This window comes from Nocardia pneumoniae NBRC 100136 (assembly GCF_000308755.1).
Classification (GTDB): domain Bacteria; phylum Actinomycetota; class Actinomycetes; order Mycobacteriales; family Mycobacteriaceae; genus Nocardia; species Nocardia pneumoniae.
This window is the reverse complement of the sequence record NZ_BAGF01000151.1, coordinates 145,603-165,458: the sequence shown is the minus strand read 5'-3', so window position 1 is coordinate 165,458 and position 19,856 is coordinate 145,603. Positions and strand designations below refer to the sequence as shown.

Annotated in this window: 16 protein-coding genes and 1 pseudogene; 9 read left to right on the top strand and 8 right to left on the bottom strand. The window is 65.5% G+C overall.

The genetic code is table 11. The annotated features are described in order from the left end of the window. Position 1 precedes the first annotated feature (1 nt). The 5 genes from ON34_RS31775 to ON34_RS36955 are packed head-to-tail and all read right to left on the bottom strand — an operon-like array spanning position 2 to position 3,793. Entirely contained in the window at positions 2 to 925 is a 924-nt protein-coding gene (locus tag ON34_RS31775; protein WP_040786772.1) for a VOC family protein, read from the bottom strand. Beyond that, positions 922 to 1,794 carry a fumarylacetoacetate hydrolase family protein gene (locus ON34_RS31770; protein ID WP_040786770.1) on the bottom strand — a complete coding sequence of 291 codons (873 nt, stop codon included), beginning with the start codon at positions 1,792 to 1,794 and terminating at the stop codon, positions 922 to 924. Before ON34_RS31770 ends, ON34_RS31775 begins: the two co-directional genes overlap by 4 nt. A 35-nt stretch (positions 1,795 to 1,829) precedes the next feature. Then, positions 1,830 to 3,068: an acyl-CoA dehydrogenase family protein gene (locus ON34_RS31765; protein WP_051023422.1), complete on the bottom strand. Its 1,239-nt coding sequence runs from the start codon at positions 3,066 to 3,068 to the stop codon at positions 1,830 to 1,832. 49 nt (positions 3,069 to 3,117) lie between these two features. Beyond that, positions 3,118 to 3,636 (bottom strand): flavin reductase family protein, encoded by a 519-nt coding sequence (locus tag ON34_RS31760; RefSeq protein WP_040786768.1) that lies wholly within the window; start codon positions 3,634 to 3,636, stop codon positions 3,118 to 3,120. Position 3,637: 1 nt separating this feature from the next. Beyond that, the gene (locus tag ON34_RS36955) at positions 3,638 to 3,793 is read right to left on the bottom strand and encodes a hypothetical protein (RefSeq protein WP_169333921.1); all 156 of its coding nucleotides are present in this window, start codon (positions 3,791 to 3,793) and stop codon (positions 3,638 to 3,640) included. Positions 3,794 to 4,852: 1,059 nt separating this feature from the next. On the opposite strand from ON34_RS36955, the gene ON34_RS37930 reads away from it, so the two are divergent. The 4 genes from ON34_RS37930 (at position 4,853) to ON34_RS31735 (ending at position 9,722) form a co-directional block, all read left to right on the top strand. Beyond that, complete coding sequence (locus ON34_RS37930; RefSeq protein WP_373291997.1) at positions 4,853 to 5,644, top strand: hypothetical protein; 792 nt, start codon at positions 4,853 to 4,855, stop codon at positions 5,642 to 5,644. Between the two features lie 170 nt (positions 5,645 to 5,814). Next, complete coding sequence (locus ON34_RS31745; protein WP_157172552.1) at positions 5,815 to 6,660, top strand: immunity 49 family protein; 846 nt, start codon at positions 5,815 to 5,817, stop codon at positions 6,658 to 6,660. A 78-nt stretch (positions 6,661 to 6,738) separates the two neighbouring features. Continuing rightward, positions 6,739 to 7,308, top strand: a complete 570-nt coding sequence (locus tag ON34_RS31740) for a suppressor of fused domain protein (protein WP_040786764.1) — start codon at positions 6,739 to 6,741, stop codon at positions 7,306 to 7,308. Positions 7,309 to 8,195: 887 nt separating this feature from the next. Then, a complete protein-coding gene (locus ON34_RS31735) occupies positions 8,196 to 9,722 on the top strand; it encodes an ISL3 family transposase (RefSeq protein WP_040786871.1) in 1,527 nt (508 codons plus the stop codon). A 64-nt stretch (positions 9,723 to 9,786) separates the two neighbouring features. Here ON34_RS31735 and ON34_RS31730 read toward each other — a convergent pair whose 3' ends face one another. Further along, positions 9,787 to 10,890, bottom strand: a complete 1,104-nt coding sequence (locus tag ON34_RS31730; RefSeq protein WP_063821785.1) for a tyrosine-type recombinase/integrase — start codon at positions 10,888 to 10,890, stop codon at positions 9,787 to 9,789. A gap of 744 nt (positions 10,891 to 11,634) precedes the next feature. On the opposite strand from ON34_RS31730, the gene ON34_RS35365 reads away from it, so the two are divergent. From ON34_RS35365 to fdhD, 4 genes and pseudogenes are all read left to right on the top strand, one after another. Next, positions 11,635 to 11,892 carry a helix-turn-helix domain-containing protein gene (locus tag ON34_RS35365; RefSeq protein ID WP_083889941.1) on the top strand — a complete coding sequence of 86 codons (258 nt, stop codon included), beginning with the start codon at positions 11,635 to 11,637 and terminating at the stop codon, positions 11,890 to 11,892. 296 nt (positions 11,893 to 12,188) lie between these two features. After that, the gene (locus ON34_RS31725; protein ID WP_040786762.1) at positions 12,189 to 13,385 is read left to right on the top strand and encodes a hypothetical protein; all 1,197 of its coding nucleotides are present in this window, start codon (positions 12,189 to 12,191) and stop codon (positions 13,383 to 13,385) included. Between the two features lie 407 nt (positions 13,386 to 13,792). Continuing rightward, positions 13,793 to 14,359, top strand: a complete 567-nt coding sequence (locus ON34_RS31720; RefSeq protein WP_051023420.1) for a UDP-N-acetylglucosamine--N-acetylmuramyl-(pentapeptide) pyrophosphoryl-undecaprenol N-acetylglucosamine transferase — start codon at positions 13,793 to 13,795, stop codon at positions 14,357 to 14,359. Between the two features lie 380 nt (positions 14,360 to 14,739). Further along, positions 14,740 to 15,541: pseudogene (gene fdhD / locus ON34_RS38705) on the top strand (formate dehydrogenase accessory sulfurtransferase FdhD). 144 nt (positions 15,542 to 15,685) lie between these two features. On the opposite strand, the gene ON34_RS34275 reads toward fdhD, so the two are convergent. Both ON34_RS34275 and ON34_RS31700 read right to left on the bottom strand, forming a co-directional pair. After that, positions 15,686 to 16,132: a MarR family winged helix-turn-helix transcriptional regulator gene (locus ON34_RS34275; protein ID WP_157172551.1), complete on the bottom strand. Its 447-nt coding sequence runs from the start codon at positions 16,130 to 16,132 to the stop codon at positions 15,686 to 15,688. A gap of 424 nt (positions 16,133 to 16,556) precedes the next feature. Continuing rightward, positions 16,557 to 16,739, bottom strand: coding sequence for a hypothetical protein (locus ON34_RS31700; protein ID WP_040786861.1), 183 nt, complete (start codon positions 16,737 to 16,739; stop codon positions 16,557 to 16,559). Positions 16,740 to 17,328: 589 nt separating this feature from the next. Between ON34_RS31700 and ON34_RS31695 the strand changes: the two genes are divergently transcribed. Beyond that, a complete protein-coding gene (locus ON34_RS31695; RefSeq protein ID WP_051023417.1) occupies positions 17,329 to 19,584 on the top strand; it encodes a SulP family inorganic anion transporter in 2,256 nt (751 codons plus the stop codon). Positions 19,585 to 19,856: the final 272 nt, after the last annotated feature.

The following is a 19,856-nucleotide window of genomic DNA, read 5'->3' as shown; positions in this document are numbered from 1 at the left end:
CCTACCCGGCGCTGTGCGCTCCGGTCATGAGTGCCGCGAGGTCTTCGGGAGCCAGAAATGACGGTGGCGGCGGCGGACCCCAGTTGAACAGTCCTTTGGCTCCTTCGAATGTCTCGGGCGTCCAGAGCTGGCCGTCGACGATGCAGTCCATATCGGAGTAGTACTCGCTGAAGTTGCCCGCCGGATCCTTGAGATACCAGAAGAAGTTGGACCCGGCGTGGTGGCGGCCGAGCCCCCACACATGCCGCGACGGGTCGGCGTCCAGCATCCGGGTGGCACCGCGACCGACGTCGTCGATGTCGTCGACCTGCCAGGAGGTGTGATGCAGGAAGCTGACCGGCGCGTTCAGCACGAGCACATCGTGGTGATCGATCGAGCAGCGCAGGAACGCGCCGGCGCCCTTGATCAGGTCGCTGACCTGGAAGCCGAGCCCGTCGGTGAAAAATGTCCGGGTGACCGCGAAATCGGTGGTCCCGAGCACCACGTGCCCGAGTTTACGGGGGCGCACCGGTTCCTCTCGCACGACTCCCGGTGCGCGAAATCCGACCCGCTCATAACGCCCCGGACCGTTGTAGGCGGTCGGCGCGACGGTCGGCTGGGTGAGCCGGGCGGCGACCTCCACGGTGGCGCGCACGCCGGTGGCCTGTTCGACCGCGCTGATGCGGTGCGCGGTACGGGAGGCATCGATACCGAGGCGGGTGAGGCTCGCGGCGATCCGGGAGATGTCGTCGGCGTCGTCGGCACCGATGTGCAGCTCTACCAATCGGCGTGCCGGAGCCTGCACGATGCGGAGCTGGCGGCCGCCGTCACGGGTGGTGAACCAGCCGTCACCATCCGGAGTGAGACCGAAATCGGTGTAGTAGGAGGCGGTTTCGGCGACGTTGGGGACGCCGATGGTCACCGAGGTGAGGTGATGCAGGGTCATTGCTGGTGGCCTTCCGTGCCGCCCGCGACGAAGCGCTGGCGAAGTTCTCCGATGCCGGTGATGTAGCTGACCAGTTCGTCGCCCGGAGCCAGGAACCGCTGCGGATCACGGCCGACGCCGACACCGGCGGGAGTGCCAGTGAAAAGCAGGTCACCCGGAAGCAGCGGAAGTTTGTGCGACAGCTTCGAGATCAGGGCCGGAATGGTGAATATCAGGTCGCGGGTGCGCCCCTTCTGCATCTCCTCACCATTGATCGCACAACCGAGCTCGAGGTCGTCCGGGTTGTCGAATTCGTCGGGCGTGACCACCCAGGGACCGGTGGGGCCGAACCCCGGCAGCGACTTGCCGAGGCTGAATTGCGGTGATGGGCCGCTCATTTGAGTGATGCGCTCGGAGAGGTCCTGCCCGGCCGTGAGTCCGGCCACGTGGTCCCAAGCATCGGCTTCCGATACCCGGTAGGCCCGTTTGCCGAGGACCACGACGAGTTCGACCTCCCAATCGGTATGCCCACCGACGGGCAGGTCCACCACCGTCACCGGCCCGGTGAGGCAGGAAGTCCACTTGGTGAACATCACCGATGGCGAGTCCGGCGGTTCGAATCCCGATTCCTTGGCGTGCTCGCGGTAGTTGAGACCGATCGCCAGCACCTGACGCGGCGCGGGTACGGGTGCACGGAGGTCGTCGACGGTGAACGGGGTACCGGCGGGCAGATCGGCGACTGCGGCCCAGGCCGTGAATTCCGGCCACACGTCATAGACCGATTGCGGGTCCGGACCGAACCGTCCATCGCTGGCCCGGCCGATATCCACCGCGGTGACGCCGTCCGCGCCGACGAGAACGAGACGGCCGGAAAGATTGGCGATACGCAATTGAAAGTTCCTTCTCTGGATCGAATCCGGCCGGTTCAGACCAGCGGGGTTACGCTGTCCTCGACGCCGAGCAACGCCTTGCCGAACACCTCGTAGCCGACGACCGGCAGCACCACCGCATGCCGCGCGGCCGTCGCCGAGTCGCGCCAAATCCGCTGCAGCGGATTGACTTCCGCGAACGAAGCCGCGCCGTGGGCGGACAATAGGATCTCGATCGCGCGGGTGACGCACTCGGCAACGTACCCGGTGTCAGAACGGACGCGGGCGCGCGCGAGAAAATCGGGGTAGTCGCCGCGGGTCGCGGCGGCGTCGATATCGGCGGCGGCACGGTAGGCATGCAGATGCGCGGTATCGATCAAGCGGGCCGCCTCGGCGATCTGCAACTGAAATGCGACCGAATCCCGTTGCGCGGTAAAGAAAGTGTAGGAGATCGGCTTGTTCGCGGCTTTGCCGATCACATAGTCCAGAGCGGCCTTGCCCATACCCAGCTGTGGACCGATCAGCACCAGCGCCAGGATCGGCACGAACGCCGACCGATACAGGATCTCGTCGGCATGCTCGGTCGGATAGCTACCGGTGATCGCGGGCGGCACCCGCATCACCCGATGCTCCGGCACGAAAACGTCCTCGGCGACCAGGCAATTGCTGCCCGACGACTTCATCCCCGCCACGAACCAGGTGTCCTCCAGATCGAGTTCGGCCCGCGGGATCAGCGCCATACCCTGATCGACCACCTCGCCGGTCTCGTCGGTGATCGGGATACCGAGCGTCGCCCACGTCGCATGCCAGGAACCGGAGTTGTAGTACCACTTGCCGGCCACCCGCCAACCGCCGTCGACCTTGCGGGTCCGGGCCGTCGGTGCCAGCACCCCGGACACCTTCGCCTCCGGGTCCGCGCCGAATACCTCGTCCTGAGCACGCTCGGGGAACAGGCTCGCGATCCACGCGCACACGTTGGTCAGGGTCAGCACCCATGCCGTGCCGCCATCGGCCGCACCTACAGCGGCGGACACATCGAGCATGGTCCGCATCGAAGTCTCGTATCCCCCATAGCGTTTCGGGACCGCGAGCTTGAACAGGCCCGCGTCGGTCATCGCCTGGATGCTCACTTCGGCGACCCGCCGGTTCTGCTCGCCGGCCGCGGCGTTCTCGGCCAGTAGCGCGTGCAGGCCCTGCGCGCGGGCGACGAGTTCAGCGGCGGTGGGTGCCGCCGAAGCCGTGGGTGCCGCCGAAGCGGTGGGTCTCTCCACGTCGGTGTGGGATGTGGCGGTCATGGGTGGTTCTCCTTGATTCGAAAGGATGAGCAGGCACCGAGGTGCCCGGTCAGCGCGAGCAGGCCGCGATATGGTCGGTGATGGATTTGCGGGGACGGACAGCGAAACCGGAATGGGTGCCGAAGGTGCGGTATCCGTACACCAGCGGCGGCTGCGGAGTGGACTCGACGTGGGTGGCCGAACCGATCAACAGCAGGTGATCCCCGGCCTCGACCGTCTGCCACAGATCGCATTCAGCCCACCCGGCCGCCTCCGCCAACCGGGGCAGCCCCCCTGCCGGCGACCACGAGGTGTTCCCGAACCGGTCCGCGCCACGACGGGCGAACAGCAATGCGAGCTTGTCCTGCCCAGCATGCAGGACGTTGATACCGAAACGCCGGGTCTCGAGAATCCGCGTCAGCACGCCTGAACCGCGGTCCAGCGCGATCGACAGCAGCGCGGGTCGTAACGACAGCGAGGCCAGCGAGCTCACCGTGACCCCGTGCGGACCGTCCGCGTCCGCAGTGGTCACGATGGCGACTGGCGCACACACTCCCGCCATCAGGTCCCGGAAGTTCTGGTCCAACATCTCAGCCTCCGTGCGCAGTGATCGCGTAGCCCTCGGGGCCCAGAAAGGTAAAGGTGCGGCCGAAGGGACCGACCTGTGGCGGGCTGACAACCCCTGCTGCTTCGACATCGCGCACCTGCAGCGCGACGCAGTCAGGGCCATCGACGTTGATGGTCATGGGTTCTCCTGGGTTCTTACGTTGTCGCCAACCGAGCGCCGGCAATCACTCGGGCGCTTGGTGATACCAACGGTCCGGCGTCGACCAATCCCAATGTGCTCGCCTGACTCGCTGGTCTCGCCGGTATTCGAGCAAGAACTCCGATGACGCTGTCGAGGCGGCCCCGAGCATGACGACACCGTTCAGGAAGTGCTGCCACACAACGTGTTTCGACAATCGCCTCAGCATGTTGGCCTCCGGAACGTGGACGCGGCGCCTGGCTCGGCTCGATCCGCGCTGGTGCACAATACTGACAGACTGTCCTGATACGCGAAATGATTGTCCTGCGATGCAGGACTGACATCTACCGCTAGCCGGGGCGCGTCGCGGCAGCCGATACCCGGTGGGGAAGTACTGCGTCGCAGCCGGAGTCGACATCGATATCCACCTGCGCTCCAGCCTCCTGATGACGCCGTATGCCGCGTGACGGGCGTTTGATCCACCTCGAAACGAGCGGCTGAGCTTCATCCTGTGCATGTGAACCGGTGTGGATGCACCGTGGGTTATCCGAAGGGCCTCGGTGTGGCCGCGACGATCCCGGTTGTTGCACGGTCGCTGCCGCTAACGGTCCGGGGTGAATCTGATCGTCATCTCGAGCACGTCCAGCTGCCGGCGGCCGTGGTGCTCGAGGGCGTCGAAGTCGGCCGACGTGGCACGGGCGTGGACAAGGTCGACACCGAGCCGGAGCCCTCGTGCACCGCGGCTTGGTGGGTGCCGAGTGGAATGCCCTCGCGTGTCCACTGTGCCTCGGCAACGCGACGCTGGCGGTGGGGTGATTGCGGCGCGGCATCGGGCAACTGTCATGAGCACGGCGCGCCGGGGACGGGCAGGGGCTGGGCTGGTTCGGGTTGGAGGATCTCATCGAGGGGTCATTCCTGGCACCAACCCAGTCCGGGATCGGCGCATCGGCGTCGATCGGCCGCGAGCGCGAAGCCCGGCGACGACCATGTTCGTCATCGAGTCGGGCGCTGCCCTCGGTCGTGCCGTCCTGATGCCAGCCGCCATGCGGATCATGGGCGATTGGAACTGGTGGGCGCCCGCATCGCTACGCACGGTGCACGCGCGCATCGAGATTCGCGAGCAGGTTCCGGTCGTGGTGTGATCGTTCAAGACAGCGCTTTGCGTATCAGATCCACAGTGTCGTCGGCGATGCGCTCGGCGCGCTCTCGCGACACGATTTTCCTCGATATAGGTGAAATTCCAGAACAGTGTGCCGTGGCTGGAATTCACGGCAGCCAAGAAGTATCCGGTGGTCGAGATTCCACCAGCGACCAGCGCGCCGGACACCGTCCAGTCGCCGATACGGTCGGCGAAATCGAAGCGACCGAGATTCGACAGATAGACATTGCCCGGTCCGCGTTGCTCGGCCATCCGCACGGCATTCGCGCTGCGCGCCAGCGACTTCGGCGTCACGATCCCGAGCATCGCGACCAGTGCGAAGCGCTGTTGCGCCGTGATCCGTGCACGCAGGTCACGGTTGGTTCGGTGGGCGACATCCCAGAAATCGACGGCCGGGCCGTACTCGAGCACGGTGGGCAGTGTGCACGCGTAGGCACCGGCTTCCTCGGAGCCGACCGGTGGCATCAACTCGGCGCGGAAATCGACCGGCGAACCGATGGCGAGTTTGCCAGCAACGCAAACGACGACGACCGGCGTGAAGCATTCATGAGCTCCCGGCTGTTCGTCGGAGCGCGGGGCGGCCGGATCGCCAGCGGCGACCTACGCAAGGCGACGCACTGGGACGAGGTGGTCGCGCAGTTGGCCTACGAGCATCTGCGGCGACACGACCTGCGGCACACCGGACTGACGTAGTTCGCCGACGCGGGGATGTCCCTACGGTATTCGACTAAGGCAACGGTGCGCGCGCAGACGAACGAAACGGGCGCGGGCCACGAGTCGACCAGATGGAAGTACCGTCCATTCGAGGGCTACGATTACCAACCCTGTCTGCCACTGAAGCCCAGGTGAGGACCGGCGACAAGATGCACGAGATTCCCCGGCACGAGATCAGCGTGGATTTCGCCCGCAATCAGGTGGACACGCTTCAGCGCTTGATCGAGTCGTCGCTGGAGGACGTCGAGACGGACCCGGACGCGCTCAGCGCCGCACGCAGGCGCGCGCTGATGCGCTTCGCGTACCTCACGGCGCTCGACCCGGCCGCGGGCAAGGAACAGACGTGGCAGGCGGCCGTGTTCGCGTCCCAGACGGCGAACGCGATCTTCGCCCGTACGTCCAAGTCGGACGACACCGTCCGCTACGCGCTGGGCGACCGGGAGTACGGGCTGCCCGTGCTCGGTCCCAACCACCACGCCACGCCGGTCGACTGGCTCTGCGCGGCCTGGCTCGCCATGATCACGCGCAGCGAGCAGCGCATCGCCGAGCTGTGCGAGGTCGGCAAGTACACGCTGCGCAGCAGCGGCGCGCAGGTGGAGGACTACGTCCACCCGTGGGTCGAAACCATGCAGGCCTACCTCAGCGGCGCCCCCGTACCGCCCGCCCTGCTCGAATCCGTGATCGACCTGACCGACCCGGGACAGGCGAAGTTCGCCTCGCGCGACTACATGCTGCTCGTCGCGTACCCATCGGCGAACATCCTGTTCCGCCTCCTGCGCGACACCACCGAGGAGTTCAACGACGCTCTCGTGCAGGCGACCACGGCCCACCGCGACTACTGGCGCCAGGCCGACTTCGAGGACAACCCCGACGGCTTCGTCGCACTGGCCGTGCTCGCCATGGCGATCCGCGGCCGCGACAACGGCTTCCCGGTCGAGATCGAGTCCGACTACCTGCCCGAGAACCTCGTGAACGGCACCTGGTCAAGCCGCTGACGTCCGTGCGGCGGCACTCCGCCGCGTTGGGGAGTCCCGAGTACCTCCCACAGTGTATGTTGCCATGATCGGAGAGATATGAGTTCGCCTGGTGGATATGGCAGGTTCCTCGAGCACATCGAGGGCAAGCTCGGCGGGATCAAACACGTCGAAAGCCCTGAGGTGAGCGGCTCCAACCGGGGATACGCGCTGATCTACACCGACCTCGCCGATCCTGGTGTCGCCACTGTGACGACGAACGGCGTGCGGTTCCAGCAGATCACCTCGATGCTGCCAGCGGAGTTCACCTGCTCACTGCAGGAAGACCAGGAACACATCGCGCGCTACCTGGTCGACACCGTTGCTGGCCTGGCCATCAGCAGCGGCGGCGGCCTGGAATACGAACAGGTCGTCGTCAAGAACGATCAGCCGATCATCGCGGACACCGCGATACACGGCATCCTTACTTCGCCGAGCCCCTTCTTCGGTGGCGAGTTCGACCTCTACCGCGACGACAACGGTCAGCCGTCGTTGCAGATCATCACGCTGCTACCGGTGACCTCGGCCGAAGCTGACTTCGTAGAGGAAGCCGACGCCGAGGAGTTGTACGACATCTGGCGAGAGAACCGGACGAACCTGCTGAACGTCTACCGCGAGTCTGCGCTCTGAAGCTGCCAAATGCCGGGTCACGCGTGCACCAGCACAACCACCCAACGCCAGCGCGACCGCACCCAACAGTTGTCGAGACCTGCCACGACGGATCGTGGAGCTTCGTATAGCAGGCCAACGCCGCATAGAAGTTGCGCATCGCAAAGATTCCAGGTCCAGGTCCCGCGCCGATGTCGATCGCCGCAAAGTGGTCGCCTCTGCCGACCGGAAGCCTTCCGTCAACCAACAGACGTTCGAGTACCTGGAACATCCGGCAGTAGCGGTCAGGCAGGTGAAGAATCAGGTAGGCGAGGGCCTGGAAGATGTCCTCGAACGATAGGTCATCGCAGCGACTCAAAACCGATGGGTACTGATTGATAACCTGACGAGCTCGTTCGGGGTCATCACCAACCACCCAGTCGACCGTTGTCTGCACGGCGACACATACATCGTCCAGCATTCGCTGAGCGACTCCCGACGAACGCATCCACCCGACCGCAGTCTGCCCATGAACACGCTGCCACTGGCGAGCTGTCGGAGGGATTCGAGGACCCGCAAAGTCTCGAGGCTCAGTCACCCAGCCAGACCACCATCTCGGAGCGAATCTGGCAACCGGATCTCGCCATTCGCAGAGGTCCGACAGAAGTGATGACTGATCGCCGATCGAAGCCGACCAGCGCCATGCGTCAGCGTCATTCTCATTTTCCTGCTCAAATCGGGTCCACAGCAGGTAAGGCCGTGCCGACATCGGTCCTCAAGTACTCGTAGAGGGTTTCGCGAACGACGCCGAACTCTCTCGCGAAGGCCGCCTCCAACTGCCGGGTCTGTCCAGTCATCGGCTCTGTCCCACTACTTTCGGCTCTGTCCCACTTTCGGTGGTGACGCTGCCGTGACGGCACGATGTCGTGGTGTGCGAGGTGAATGTGGCTGCTGCTGTGGTATTTTCGGCGTTGTCACCGCTGGTGGTGGAGGAAGTGGTCGATGAGGGCATGCGGGTCTCGGTGCGGGCGAGAACGGCCGGCGGTCCAGCCGAATGTCCGGGTTGCGGGGCCGAATCCGCACGGGTTCACGGCTATCAGCAGCGGACGGTGACGGACGTGCCGCTGGATGGCCGCCCGGTGGTGGTGCGGGTGCGGGTTCGTCGGCTCGTGTGCCCAACGATCGACTGTCGCAGCACGTTTCGTGAACAGGTGCCCGGTGTGCTGGAGCGGTATCAGCGGCGCACCGCCCGGTTGACCGGGCAGGTCCGGTCGGTGGTGCGGGAGCTGGTCGGGCGGGGCGGTGTCCGCCTGCTGCCGGCGCTGTCGGTGCGTCTGTCCAGGCAGACCGCCATCCGGGTGCTGCTGCGGATCCCGCTGCCGCCGCGGCCGGTCCCGGCCGCGATCGGGGTCGACGACTTCGCGTTGCGGCGTCGGCACATGTATTCGACGATCGTGATCGACGCCGACACCCACGAACGCATCGACGTGCTGCCCGACCGCAAGGCCGACACCCTCGCCGACTGGCTGCGCGAGCATCCCGGCGTCGAGGTCGTCGCCCGCGACGGGTCCACCGCCTATGCCGAGGCCGTGCGGCGGGCGGTGCCCGCGGCGATCCAGACTTCGGACCGGTGGCATTTGTGGCACGGGCTGGCGCAGGCGGCCGAAAAGGTGGTCGCCGCGCACTCGAGTTGCTGGGCCGCCGCGGGCCCGAAGCGGCAGTCGCTGGTCCGGGAGGAAAGCACCATCGAACGCTGGCATGCCATTCACGACCTTCTCGATCAGGGAGTCGGGTTGCTGGATTGCTCACGGCGACTGGGGCTTTCGCTGAACACGGTCAAACGCTACTCCCGGGTGCCCGAGCCGCAGCGGCTGCGCCGCCCACCCCACTACCGGGCCTGCCTGGTCGACCCCTACCGCGACCACCTGCGCGCTCGCCGCGCCGCCGAGCCGGGCGTCCCGGTGCTGCGGCTGCTCGCCGAGATCACCGAACTCGGCTACACCGGTGGCCAGAACCTGCTCTACCGGTACATCAACCAGGGTCGCCTCGAGGGCGACCGGATCACACCGTCGCCACAACAGGTGACCCGCTGGATTCTGACCCGCCCGGACAACCTGCCCGACGGACGACGCTCTCACCTGGATGATCTGCTGGCCGCCTGCCCCGAGATGACCGCCTTGGCCGATTTGGTTCGCGAGTTCGCGCAGCTGATGACCGAACGTCGCGGCGCCGAGATCGACGCCTGGATCAAGCAGGTTCGAGAGGCTGGTCTCATCGAGCTCGAACCGTTCCTCACCGGCCTCGACCAGGACCACGACGCCGTCGTCGCCGGGCTGACCCTGCCCTACAGCAGCGGACCTACCGAGGGCGTGAACACGAAGACGAAGCTGATCAAACGCCAAATGTACGGCCGCGCAGGCTTCCCCCTGCTCCGACATCGCATCCTGCTCGGATAGCCAGGGCTACCACCGAAAGTGGGACAGAGCCGTTGTCTTTACAGTCCCGACTTCACCGCGGAGGCTAGTGGTTGGCCCACGGGTGACGAGTGTTGGTTACCGGTCGTGTCGGCGTTAGTGTGGTTGCGCGATCAAGCGGGTGGGGTTCGTTGGTGAGTGTTGCGAGTGCGTGGGCGATTTCTTCGTGGGTGGCGCGGATGTAGGTAGTGGTGGATGCGGTGCTGTCGGTGTGGCCGGCGTGGGCGACGGCGTAGCCGAAGTTGCGTTCAACCCAGGTGAGGGTGGTGTGGCGCAGCCAGTGGGCGCTGACGTTGTAGGCGGCGACCCAGGGCAGCTGTTCGCGCAGCCGGTTCCAGAGGTGGTCGTAGCGGCGGGAAGTGAGGTGTCGGCCGTTGCTGTAACGCAGGACAGAAGCGTTGTCGGATCGGTCCTGGCGAGAGGCGCGGGAGGAGGGACGTTGGCGGATGTGGTCCTGCAGGTGGTGCATGAGGGTGGGGGAGATCGGTTGCCACCGTGTCGTATCGTTCTTTTCGCGGAGGTAGACCTGGCTGTAGCGGGGGTCGAGGTCTCGGATTCGAAGATTTAGTACTCCGCCTCGCCGGCAAGCGGTTTCGACGTGCAGGCGCAGGATGAGCGCGTCGAGTTCGCGGTCGTTGCCTGTGGTGGCCGCGGCATGGAAGATTTCCGACAGCTGCTGGTCGTTGAGGGCGTGGCGGCTGCTGGGCGGCCGTCGGTTCTTGGGTACTCGCAGGGCCGGGTTGTCGGTGAGGTAGCCGTCGTCATTGGCGTGCCGGTATACCCGCCGGATCGCTGCGAGCATGTGCTCGTAGGCACTGTGTCCGCCGCGAGAGTTGCGCCGCACCACAGCATGTTTCTTCGCGTGTTCGGCCAAGGCCCGAATCTCGAGGGCGCTGGGCTCGGTGATCAACCGGCTGCCCCATACCTCGACGAGCCGCTTCCAATATGGACCGTAGTTGCGTAGTGAGCCCGGGGAAGCCGCCGCCTCAACCAACGCGACGTAGGCAGCGAATGTCGGAATCGTCGTCGACCCTGGTGCATCGGCGAGCCTCGCTCGAGTCGGGGACGGTTTCTCGGCAGGTGCCGATCCGGTTGCGTCTGTGATGTCGAGCAGTTGTTCGGGTTGGATGCCGAGTTGGTCGAGCAGCACGCGGGCGGCGGCGATCGCAGACTTGTCTTTTCACCGTGACTCCTCTGCGGTGTGTTGGTGGTGGGTGGAGAGGATGGCGGTGAGCACGTGCGGGGGGGTAAAGCCTCACCGATGACCTGCTCACGGACCCGACCATCAGGACTTGATCACCGGGGTGCAGCCGACATCCGCGGCGTGTGTCGGCTGAGAGGAAGACCCAGCCCTCGCGCAGGGCCGCCGATCGAGGCGTCGATCCTGGTGTGAGGACGATTGCTCCGGCGCCGATGCCCACCGCGAGAGTTCGTAGATCCGACCAGCCCAGCTCGTCGGTGATTCTTTTCAAGCACAAGCGGCCGTGGTGGGTCATGGCCGATACCGCGTAGTGTTCGCGCTCGCCGCGGATGGGTGCCAGCGCAGCAAGATCCGGCATGGGGAGCCGCTGGGATCCTCGCGGGAACCGCCGCAGCGGTGGTGGTGCCCGCGGGCCGGGTAATCGGTGTCATACGACCCCCACCGGGCCGGCGCCAATGAACTGCATCTCGAGCTCCGATCTCTTCGCTGAAAACGGACGTGCATTCACTGCAAGGTTGCCGAGAAGTGGTCATCACACGGTGTCGTGCTGAGGAAGCGGCGAGCTGACGCGCTTCGCGTGAGGGATCGCATCGCCGCGGACCAGGATTATAGGACGTTTATGCATGGGATGGTAGTGCATAGGACGATTACGCTCTGGATCAATGCGCGTGCGACGTATGTGCTTGGGCCGACATGTCCAGTCCAGGAAAGCCCGCGCTCAATCCGACTGCTGCGGCGTTCGGAGCACGCGTGCGTGCCCGTCGGACCGAACTCGGCTGGAGCCAAGAAGCCGCCGCGCATGCTTGCGGAGTCCACTGGACCTACCTCGGGCAAGTCGAACGCGGGCAGCGCAGTCCGCGGGTGGAGAACATCATGAAGTTTGCTGCTGGTCTGCAGACGACGCCAGGACAGTTAATGGATGATCTTCCTGTCCCAGCGGACTCGGTGTGAGGAAGCCGCTGTGCGCGGTCAAATGGTCAGCGCGTCGCGCTGTGGTCGCCGGTGTGGCTGTGCGCAGAGCGGTCGGCGCACATGATGGGCGGCGATCTTCAGGTCGCTTCAGTTCGTTCGATCTGATCGGTCGTCTCGGCGAGCTCTAGCAGCCAGTGGGGACGAGGTTGTGGTGCGGCATCCTTGCGCCGTTGGTGTTCAGTGACCTATTCGGGGTTCGAGGCGGACATCTGCCTCCCGCGTCGTGTGGGTGACCGTCGTGGTGTCAGCGGTGGGGATGCTGTTCGATAGGTGTCGTGGACAGTGTCGACTTCGCGCGGGTCGTAGCGGAATTCGGTCCCGGCTCCGCGCTGCTGGTCGAGCCGGGGTCCTCGGCCGCGGCCCATGTGCCGGCGCGGTGGGCCGGGATCGCAGCGGGTGGGGATTCGCACGCCCGGCGCGCGGCCGCGGTGGCTCTGTGGAATCTCGACTTGTTCGTCGAGGTGCTGCCGCGGTTCGGGGTTGTGTTGGAGGAATGCCTCGACGATGTGCGGGTCTGCCTGCTGCGTGGTGACTGGGTGCTGCTGTATGCGCTGCGCAAGCCGTTTCAGCCGCACGAGTTCCGTATCGGATGGGATCCGGAAACGTTTGGCACCGACCGGCCGCCGTATTGGGACGCGCTGCCGGGTGCGCTACGGGTGTTCCTCACCACGGTGCACGCGGGTTTCACCGATCTCGATGGGGTTTCCTATGGTCCCACCCGCCCCCGGGGCATGCAGACCTATTCCGTGCTGAACTTGCCTGAGGCCGTGCGTAATTGGGAAACGAACGAGGACATTCCGGGTGACCGGGCGATGCTCATCGCCAAAGGATTGGGCGATACCCGCTACTTCGTCTCGCCCGACCTGCCCCGAGGCGCCATCGGCTGGGAGGCCGACGGCCACATGGAGCGGCCACTGGACTTCGCTGGAACCTTTGACGAACTGATGAGCTACGGCTTCCAGCTCGAGCGCGATCGCCCACCCGAGACCACCGCGCCCGAGACACCGCCGACACCTGAAGAATTGCGGCAGGCGATCATGTCCCTGCCCAGGGCGGCGCGGGCGGTCGTGTGGAACCGCGAACTCACCGAGGACGCCGCGCGCGACCGTATCCGCGATCTCGTCGCCGAGCTGCTCGACGCGCTGGGCAGGCAGATGCGCATCCGCCCGCAGGAAGGCCTCGACGGCGAGACGATACTGCCGTTCGATGACGACGCGGGCAACATCTACCAGGTCGACCGACTCGAGGCCCGCTACTTCCTCGACCCACCCGCCCTCGACCGCGCCGACATCTACCCGCCAGTGATCGTCCGGATCTGGGAGCAGCAGGGCTGGACTGTGACGCTGTCCACCGACCCTGACGGCATCGTCACCCACGCCCGCACCTCCGACTGGTACGAACTGACCCTGACCCACCGTGACGACACGTTGCGTCTGTCTGTTGCATCGCCAGGTTTCCACCGACCACACTGATCACTCGGCGGTATGCGACGACCGCAACCACTCGAGCCAGCGGACTCGCTCAGATGCGGCCGAACCTGGCCTCTGCCTTCCAAACCCCGCACCGGCATCCGCACTGCAAGCTCCCAGAACTCCTTGCCGCCGTGCCAAGGCGAGCCAACTGGACCCTCTGAAAAGGCGGCACTGGACGCCCGTACTCTGTGTGTGCCCACGACCTTGTCCTGCCTGCCGGGAAAGCGGTCGCTGACGACTCTTAGCCGGTGTCCGCGCGAGGCGGGATCGCGCCGCTTGCATGGGGATGGTTCGGTCGGACTGATTATCTCGTGCACTCCAGGGGAATGGACCTCGGCGCTATTACTGGGAGTGCAGCCATCGACGGGAACTCGGCAGTTTCGCCGCATTCGGAGGTTCGGCTGATCGTGGCGGCCGGTGGCACTGGCGGGCATATCTATCCCGCGGTCACCACAGTGCGCGCGCTGCGTGAGGAACTGGCCAGCAGCGGGCGTCGGCTCGAGGTGTTGTGGATCGGGCAGGCCGGCGGGTTGGAATCGAGGATCGCGGCCGGCGAGGGTATCCGGTTCGCTGCGGTGGCGACGGGCAAGATCCGTCGCGCGGCTAATCCGTTGAAGATGGTGACTCGCGCCAACGTTGCGGACATGCTGCGTGTTCCGCGCGGTATCGCCGAGGCGTGGCGGACGGTGGGCCGGTTCCAACCAGATGTGGTGCTCGCGACCGGTGGGTACGTCACCGTGCCGGTCGGGTTGGCGGCGTGGCTGCGGCGTCGGCCGCTGGTGGTGCACGAGCAGACTGTCCGTTTGGGCCTAGCCAATCGGGTGCTGGCCCGTCTTGCGGCTCGCGTGGCCCTGTCGTCGGCGTCCAGTCTGGCGTTGCTGCCCCACCGCGCCGCGCGAAGTCCGCGGTCACCGGTAACCCTGTTCGGCCGGAGTTGTTCGACGGTGACGCTGACAAAGCTGTCGCCGCTCTAGGCGCTGACGGTTTCGACCGCAGCTTGCCGACCGTCCCAGACTTTCGCATAATTCGTCTCTTTCATCGACCAGATTGACGAAGCGTATCCCTGCGTGGATGCCGAGATGCTTCGCCCGGCAGCTTCCATGCCCCAAGACGCTCGGGTGCGAGTGCAGATGCACCACCAACGGGCAGCACATGCGGCGGCTAATCATCAGCGGTGTGCTGCGACATCAACACGGCGCTTCATTCCGGTGTCACACCGGCCGGATTCCTGAGGGAAGACGATGAAGCTCCTACAGCGGTGAGCAGCGTCTAGCGTTCGCGTGAGCTGTCGATGGCTCGAGAAGGTAGTTCGCGCTTGCTCTACCCTGGATCATGGCGCACTCGCCGCTGCTCGGTGACCGACACTGGCTTGAGTAATTTGCGACTTGGTCACCGGCTGCGCTCTCCATCGCTACCCACAGTCGTGCCACCCATTACTGCTTCGAGAGAGTCACGATGCGCGCCCGGTAACGACATCGATCTCGCGTACGGATTCCTGTTCGGCGAGAACATCGTCGAATCCGTCGACGACTTGGTCTCCGCCCGATACTGCGCGGGAACCAACGCCGACGGCCGCAACACCTACAACATCCTCGACGTCCAACTGCGCGCTCCGAAACGCTTACCGAAGCGGCGATCCATCACCAACAGCGCCTGCGGCCTCTGCGGCAAGACCGCTATCGAGCATCCGGACCCGCACCCGATTCCGGCGCGAACATACCTATTTCGGCATCGACTCCGGTGTGCTGGCCGGTCTGCCCAGTGAATTGCGCTCACAGCAGCTCGTTTTCGCCGCCACGGGCGGACTACACGCCGCCGGTCTGTTCACGGCGGACGGCACCGCGTTGGTGGTCCGCGAGGACCTCGGACGGCACAACGCCGTGGACCAGGTGATCGGCTAGGCGGTGCGCGAAAAACGCATTCCCTCAGCTGATCTCATGCTCATTGTAAGCAGCCGCGCATCCTTCGAACTGGTGCAAAGGCCGTCATGGCCGGAATCCCGATCCTGGGCGCGGTCTCTGCCCCCAGCTCGCTGGCGGTGGACCTCGCCGCCGAGGCCCGGCTCACCCCTCGTCGGATTCCTGCGCGGCGACACCATGAACATCTACACCATGCCCCAGCGCATCTCGATTCCTCCCGGCGCTGCCGCCGGATAACTGACTCTGGCCGACCGACGCCGACGCCGCGGCCGAGCTGCTCGGCCACCTGCACTTCCGTGGCCACCCCACCCCGATTCAGCCGTTCAATCGAGCAACCGATCCCATGCTGTCGCCCGTCAAACGCACACCTTCGCCATGGGATCACCCGTAGGCAATTCTCTCCAACAAATCCAGCGCTTCGACCACCTTATGAAGTTCGCCGGATGGCAGGCTTTCCGACATGATTTGCGCGAGAGCATTGTTCAGTGGTGCCCGCTGCCCGCCAACCCAGGCCCGACCTTCATCGGTGAGCATCAGGTTCACGCGGCGTCCGTCGATCGGGTCGCGCAAGCCGACAATCAGCCCCTGATCTCGTAACCCGTCGACGACGTTGCGCATCGTCTGCGGGCGCAACATCTCCAGGCGAGCCAGATCGACGGCGGCCATGGCTCCGCATCGATGCAGGCGTCCCAGCACTGCCCATTGCGTCGGGGACAATTGACGCTCATGGGGATCTCTCCGGGCGCGGCGCAAAATCACGGTCAGCGCAGTGCGCAGGCGCGCCGCCGTGGTGGACAGTGCTGTGGCGTCTGCGGTATCAACGCTCACGTACAACTCCTAACTTACTGATCGGTAGCGATCCATAGGCGACGATGGCCGTGCAAAGCCCATCAGCCTGCCTGAACTTTTGCGTCACTAATGGCGATATTGGCATGGTTCTTATTTCGATCCGCCACAGGCCGGCAAGCCCCTGATCCGCGCTCGGCGATTGCGCAGGCGTCGAGGGCACCGGAGGGGTCGCCGTGCATGAACACGGCCCGACGTCCGGGCTGTTCGCCTGATCCCGGCGCTGGCCCGGCTCTGCGGCACCCGCCCTGGCGGGATGGTGCCGCAGCATGCAACCCCTCCGGTGCCCGCTCAACAAACTCCAGGCCGACCTTGGCGCGCAGGGTGCGGGCGGTGACGACTCCGAACTGGAAGCGCGGAGTCGTGCGCACCATGAAGGGTGTCGCCACCGCCGAGTGCGCCCGGACTAGCCGATAGGCAGGCAGAAGGTGTTCTCGGCCGAGCCAAGGGGGATGGGAATACACAATTCCACCGAGCCCGTAACGGGGGTGGCCGCGGGCGCATCCGCTGAGGCTGTGCCGACACCGAGGGCGGTGGCGGACAGCGCGAATGCGACGACGGCGAGCGGGCGGATAATTCTCGAGTTCATACAGTCATCCTCAGTCGTGTTCATGGGGAATTTCCCGGGTTCGGGACGGAACGATCAGATCACGAACTCGAGGGTCCTTGCATGTCGTTTTCCAGAATTTGGATTTCTAGATCAACTCTTTCCGGAGTCGTCGTAGATCATCACAGTAACCAGTGGCATCAACACTAACTGTGACCCGAATGCACACGATAGCGCTGCTCATTGCTTGTGGCAGTTCGTCGCCCGGCATCGGATACGCCGACGTCGACCATGAGTGCCTGTCGTGCTACACCCGTTCCCCGCGCTGTCGGAAACCCATGTACAGCGGCGTGCCCGCCGTCGCAGGAAACTCATTTCTGAAGCAAATTTTCCCGGTGGACGCTGTGAAGCCGAGGAAGACGCTGCCCCTCGAAATAGTGCCGGTCACAAACATTCGTTCGTCCCGTTTTTCGCTTCGCTATTGCCAGTACGTTGAGATCCGAAACTCCCCATGCTGGAGAGGCTGCCGGACACTGATATCTCGGAACCGTCGTCGTTCCGCGGCTGCTTTCGATGCCTGGAGAAATGTTCGACCGACCGGACCGGCCTGTAGGCCTGGTGAAGGAGAAATATGTCCACCGACACCGATGCGACCCGTGTATCGGCCGCTCCACCGGGGAGCCTTTGGTCCGATCGGCTTTCGTCGATCTCCCGCCATGATCTGCCCGCCTCGATCGTGGTGTTCCTTGTCGCCCTGCCGCTGTCGCTGGGCATCGCCATCGCCTCGGACGCTCCGATTGCCGCCGGCCTGATCGCGGCCGCTGTGGGCGGCATCGTGGTCGGGTTCCTCGGTGGGAGCCCGCTACAGGTCAGCGGGCCTGCGGCCGGCCTCACCGTGGTGGTCGCCGAGACCATCCACGAGTTCGGCTGGAAGACCACCTGTTTCATCACCGCAGCGGCCGGCCTGTTGCAGATCGTGTTCGGATTGAGCCGGATCGCGCGCGCCGCGCTGGCGATAGCGCCGGTCGTCGTGCATGCCATGCTCGCCGGTATCGGTGTCACCATCGCGCTGCAGCAGGTGCATGTGTTGCTGGGCGGGTCGTCGCGCAGCTCGGCCTCCGAGAACATCACCGAACTCCCCGGCCAGCTGCTGAACGCGCACGGTGACGACTTCGTCATCGGCGCGATCGTCATCGGCATCATCGTCGCCTGGCGCCGGGTGCCCGAGAAGGTGCGCCTGATCCCGGGCCCGTTGGTCGCGGTGCTGGTGGGTACGGTGCTGTCGCTGGCGCTGCCTGGTGATCCGGACCGTATCAAGATCGACAGCTCGCTGTTCGACGCCATCGGCCTGCCCGCCCTGCCCAGCGGCAACTGGGGCGGAGTAGCGCTGGCGGTGCTTACGATCGCCTTGATCGCCAGTGTGGAGAGTCTGCTGTCGGCGGTGGCCGTGGACAAGCTGCACACCGGCAAGCGCACCGACTTCGACCGCGAGCTGATGGCTCAGGGCACGGCCAACATGGCCTCCGGCATGCTCGGTGGACTTCCGGTCACGGGCGTGATCGTGCGCAGCTCCACCAACGTGGCCGCCGGTGCGCGCACCCAGTCCTCGGCGATTCTGCACGGCGTATGGATTTTGGTGTTCTCCCTCGCGCTCGTCGGCGTCGTGCAGCAGGTCCCGAAGTCCGCACTGGCCGGGTTGCTCATCGTGGTGGGCGTCCAGCTGGTGAAGCTGGCCCACATCCAGCTCGCCCATCGCACCGGCGACCTGGCGGTATACGCGGTGACCATGGTCAGCGTGGTGTTCCTGAACCTGCTCGAGGGCGTGCTGATCGGCTTGGCTATGGCGTTCGCGATGCTGCTGTGGCGAGTGGTGAAGGTATCGATGCAGGTCGCACCGATGCCAGGCACCGACCGCTGGATCGTCCGGGTCGAGGGCACGTGCACGTTCCTGGCATTGCCGAAGCTGACCAAGAAGCTGGCCATGGTGCCGACCGGCACCGACGTACTTGTCGAGCTGACCGTCGACTTCCTCGACCACGCCGGCTACGAGGCCATCCACGACTGGACTCGCCAGCACGAAAGTACGGGTGGCGCTGTGGAATTCGTCGAGATCGGTACCGCGCGCATGGAACACGCCATGACCGGACCACCTCGGCGCGGCCGGGCACGCGGCATGCTCGACGAGGTACTCGGCCCGTGGCGCGAGCGCAGCGGCGACGCGGTCGCAGCGGGAGTGGTCGCCTACCATCGCAGCCACGCCCACGTGATCCGGCCGCACCTGGATCAGCTGCGTGACCGGCAAGATCCGCACTCGCTGTTTCTCACCTGTGCCGACTCGCGCATCGTGCCCAATGTGATCACCAATAGCGGTCCTGGTGACCTCTTCACCGTCCGCAACGTCGGCAACCTGCACCCCGCCGACGGATCGGACGCCTCGATCGAGGCGGCCCTGTCCTTCGCGGTGGACCACCTGAAGGTGCGCGACGTGGTGGTGTGCGGCCATTCCTCCTGCGGCGCCATGCAGGCCTTGCTAACCGGCACCTCCACCGGACCGGGACTGGACAACTGGCTCGCCCATGCCCGCCCGAGCCTGGATGCCTACCGTGCCGGGCACCCGGTGCGGGCGTCCGCGGCGGCCGCGGGTTATGACGAAACCGCCCAGCTGAGCATGGTCAACGTCGCCGTTCAGCTCGAGATTCTGCAACGCCACCCGGTGATCCGTCAGGCCGCGGCTGCCCGCGGCCTGACGGTATCGGGCCTGTTCTTCGACATCTCCACCGCCTGCATGCTCGAGATCACCACCGACGGCGTCAACGAATTCACTGACCGGGTCACCGAACCGGTCATGGTGACCGGTCGGGGGCGAGTTCGCCGGTCCGTCCGATGAACTCGTGCCCCATGGTGATGGCAACACCATCCCGACCACACGTCGACCGCCGAATTGCGGTGTACGCCGCTGCAAAGAGTGAATCCAACCGCTACGGCGGTGCTCCGGCCGACGCGCCTCGTCGGATCTGCTTCGGTGATCGCATCGCTTTCGCGGTTTCCTGGCGGTGCCCTTCGGAGTCCGGGCTGGACTCCTATGCGTGACTATCTCCCCACTGCCCCCGCCGTTGTGCCACACCGCGAGTGCGTGGCACCGCCCGCCGTCGTCTGTCG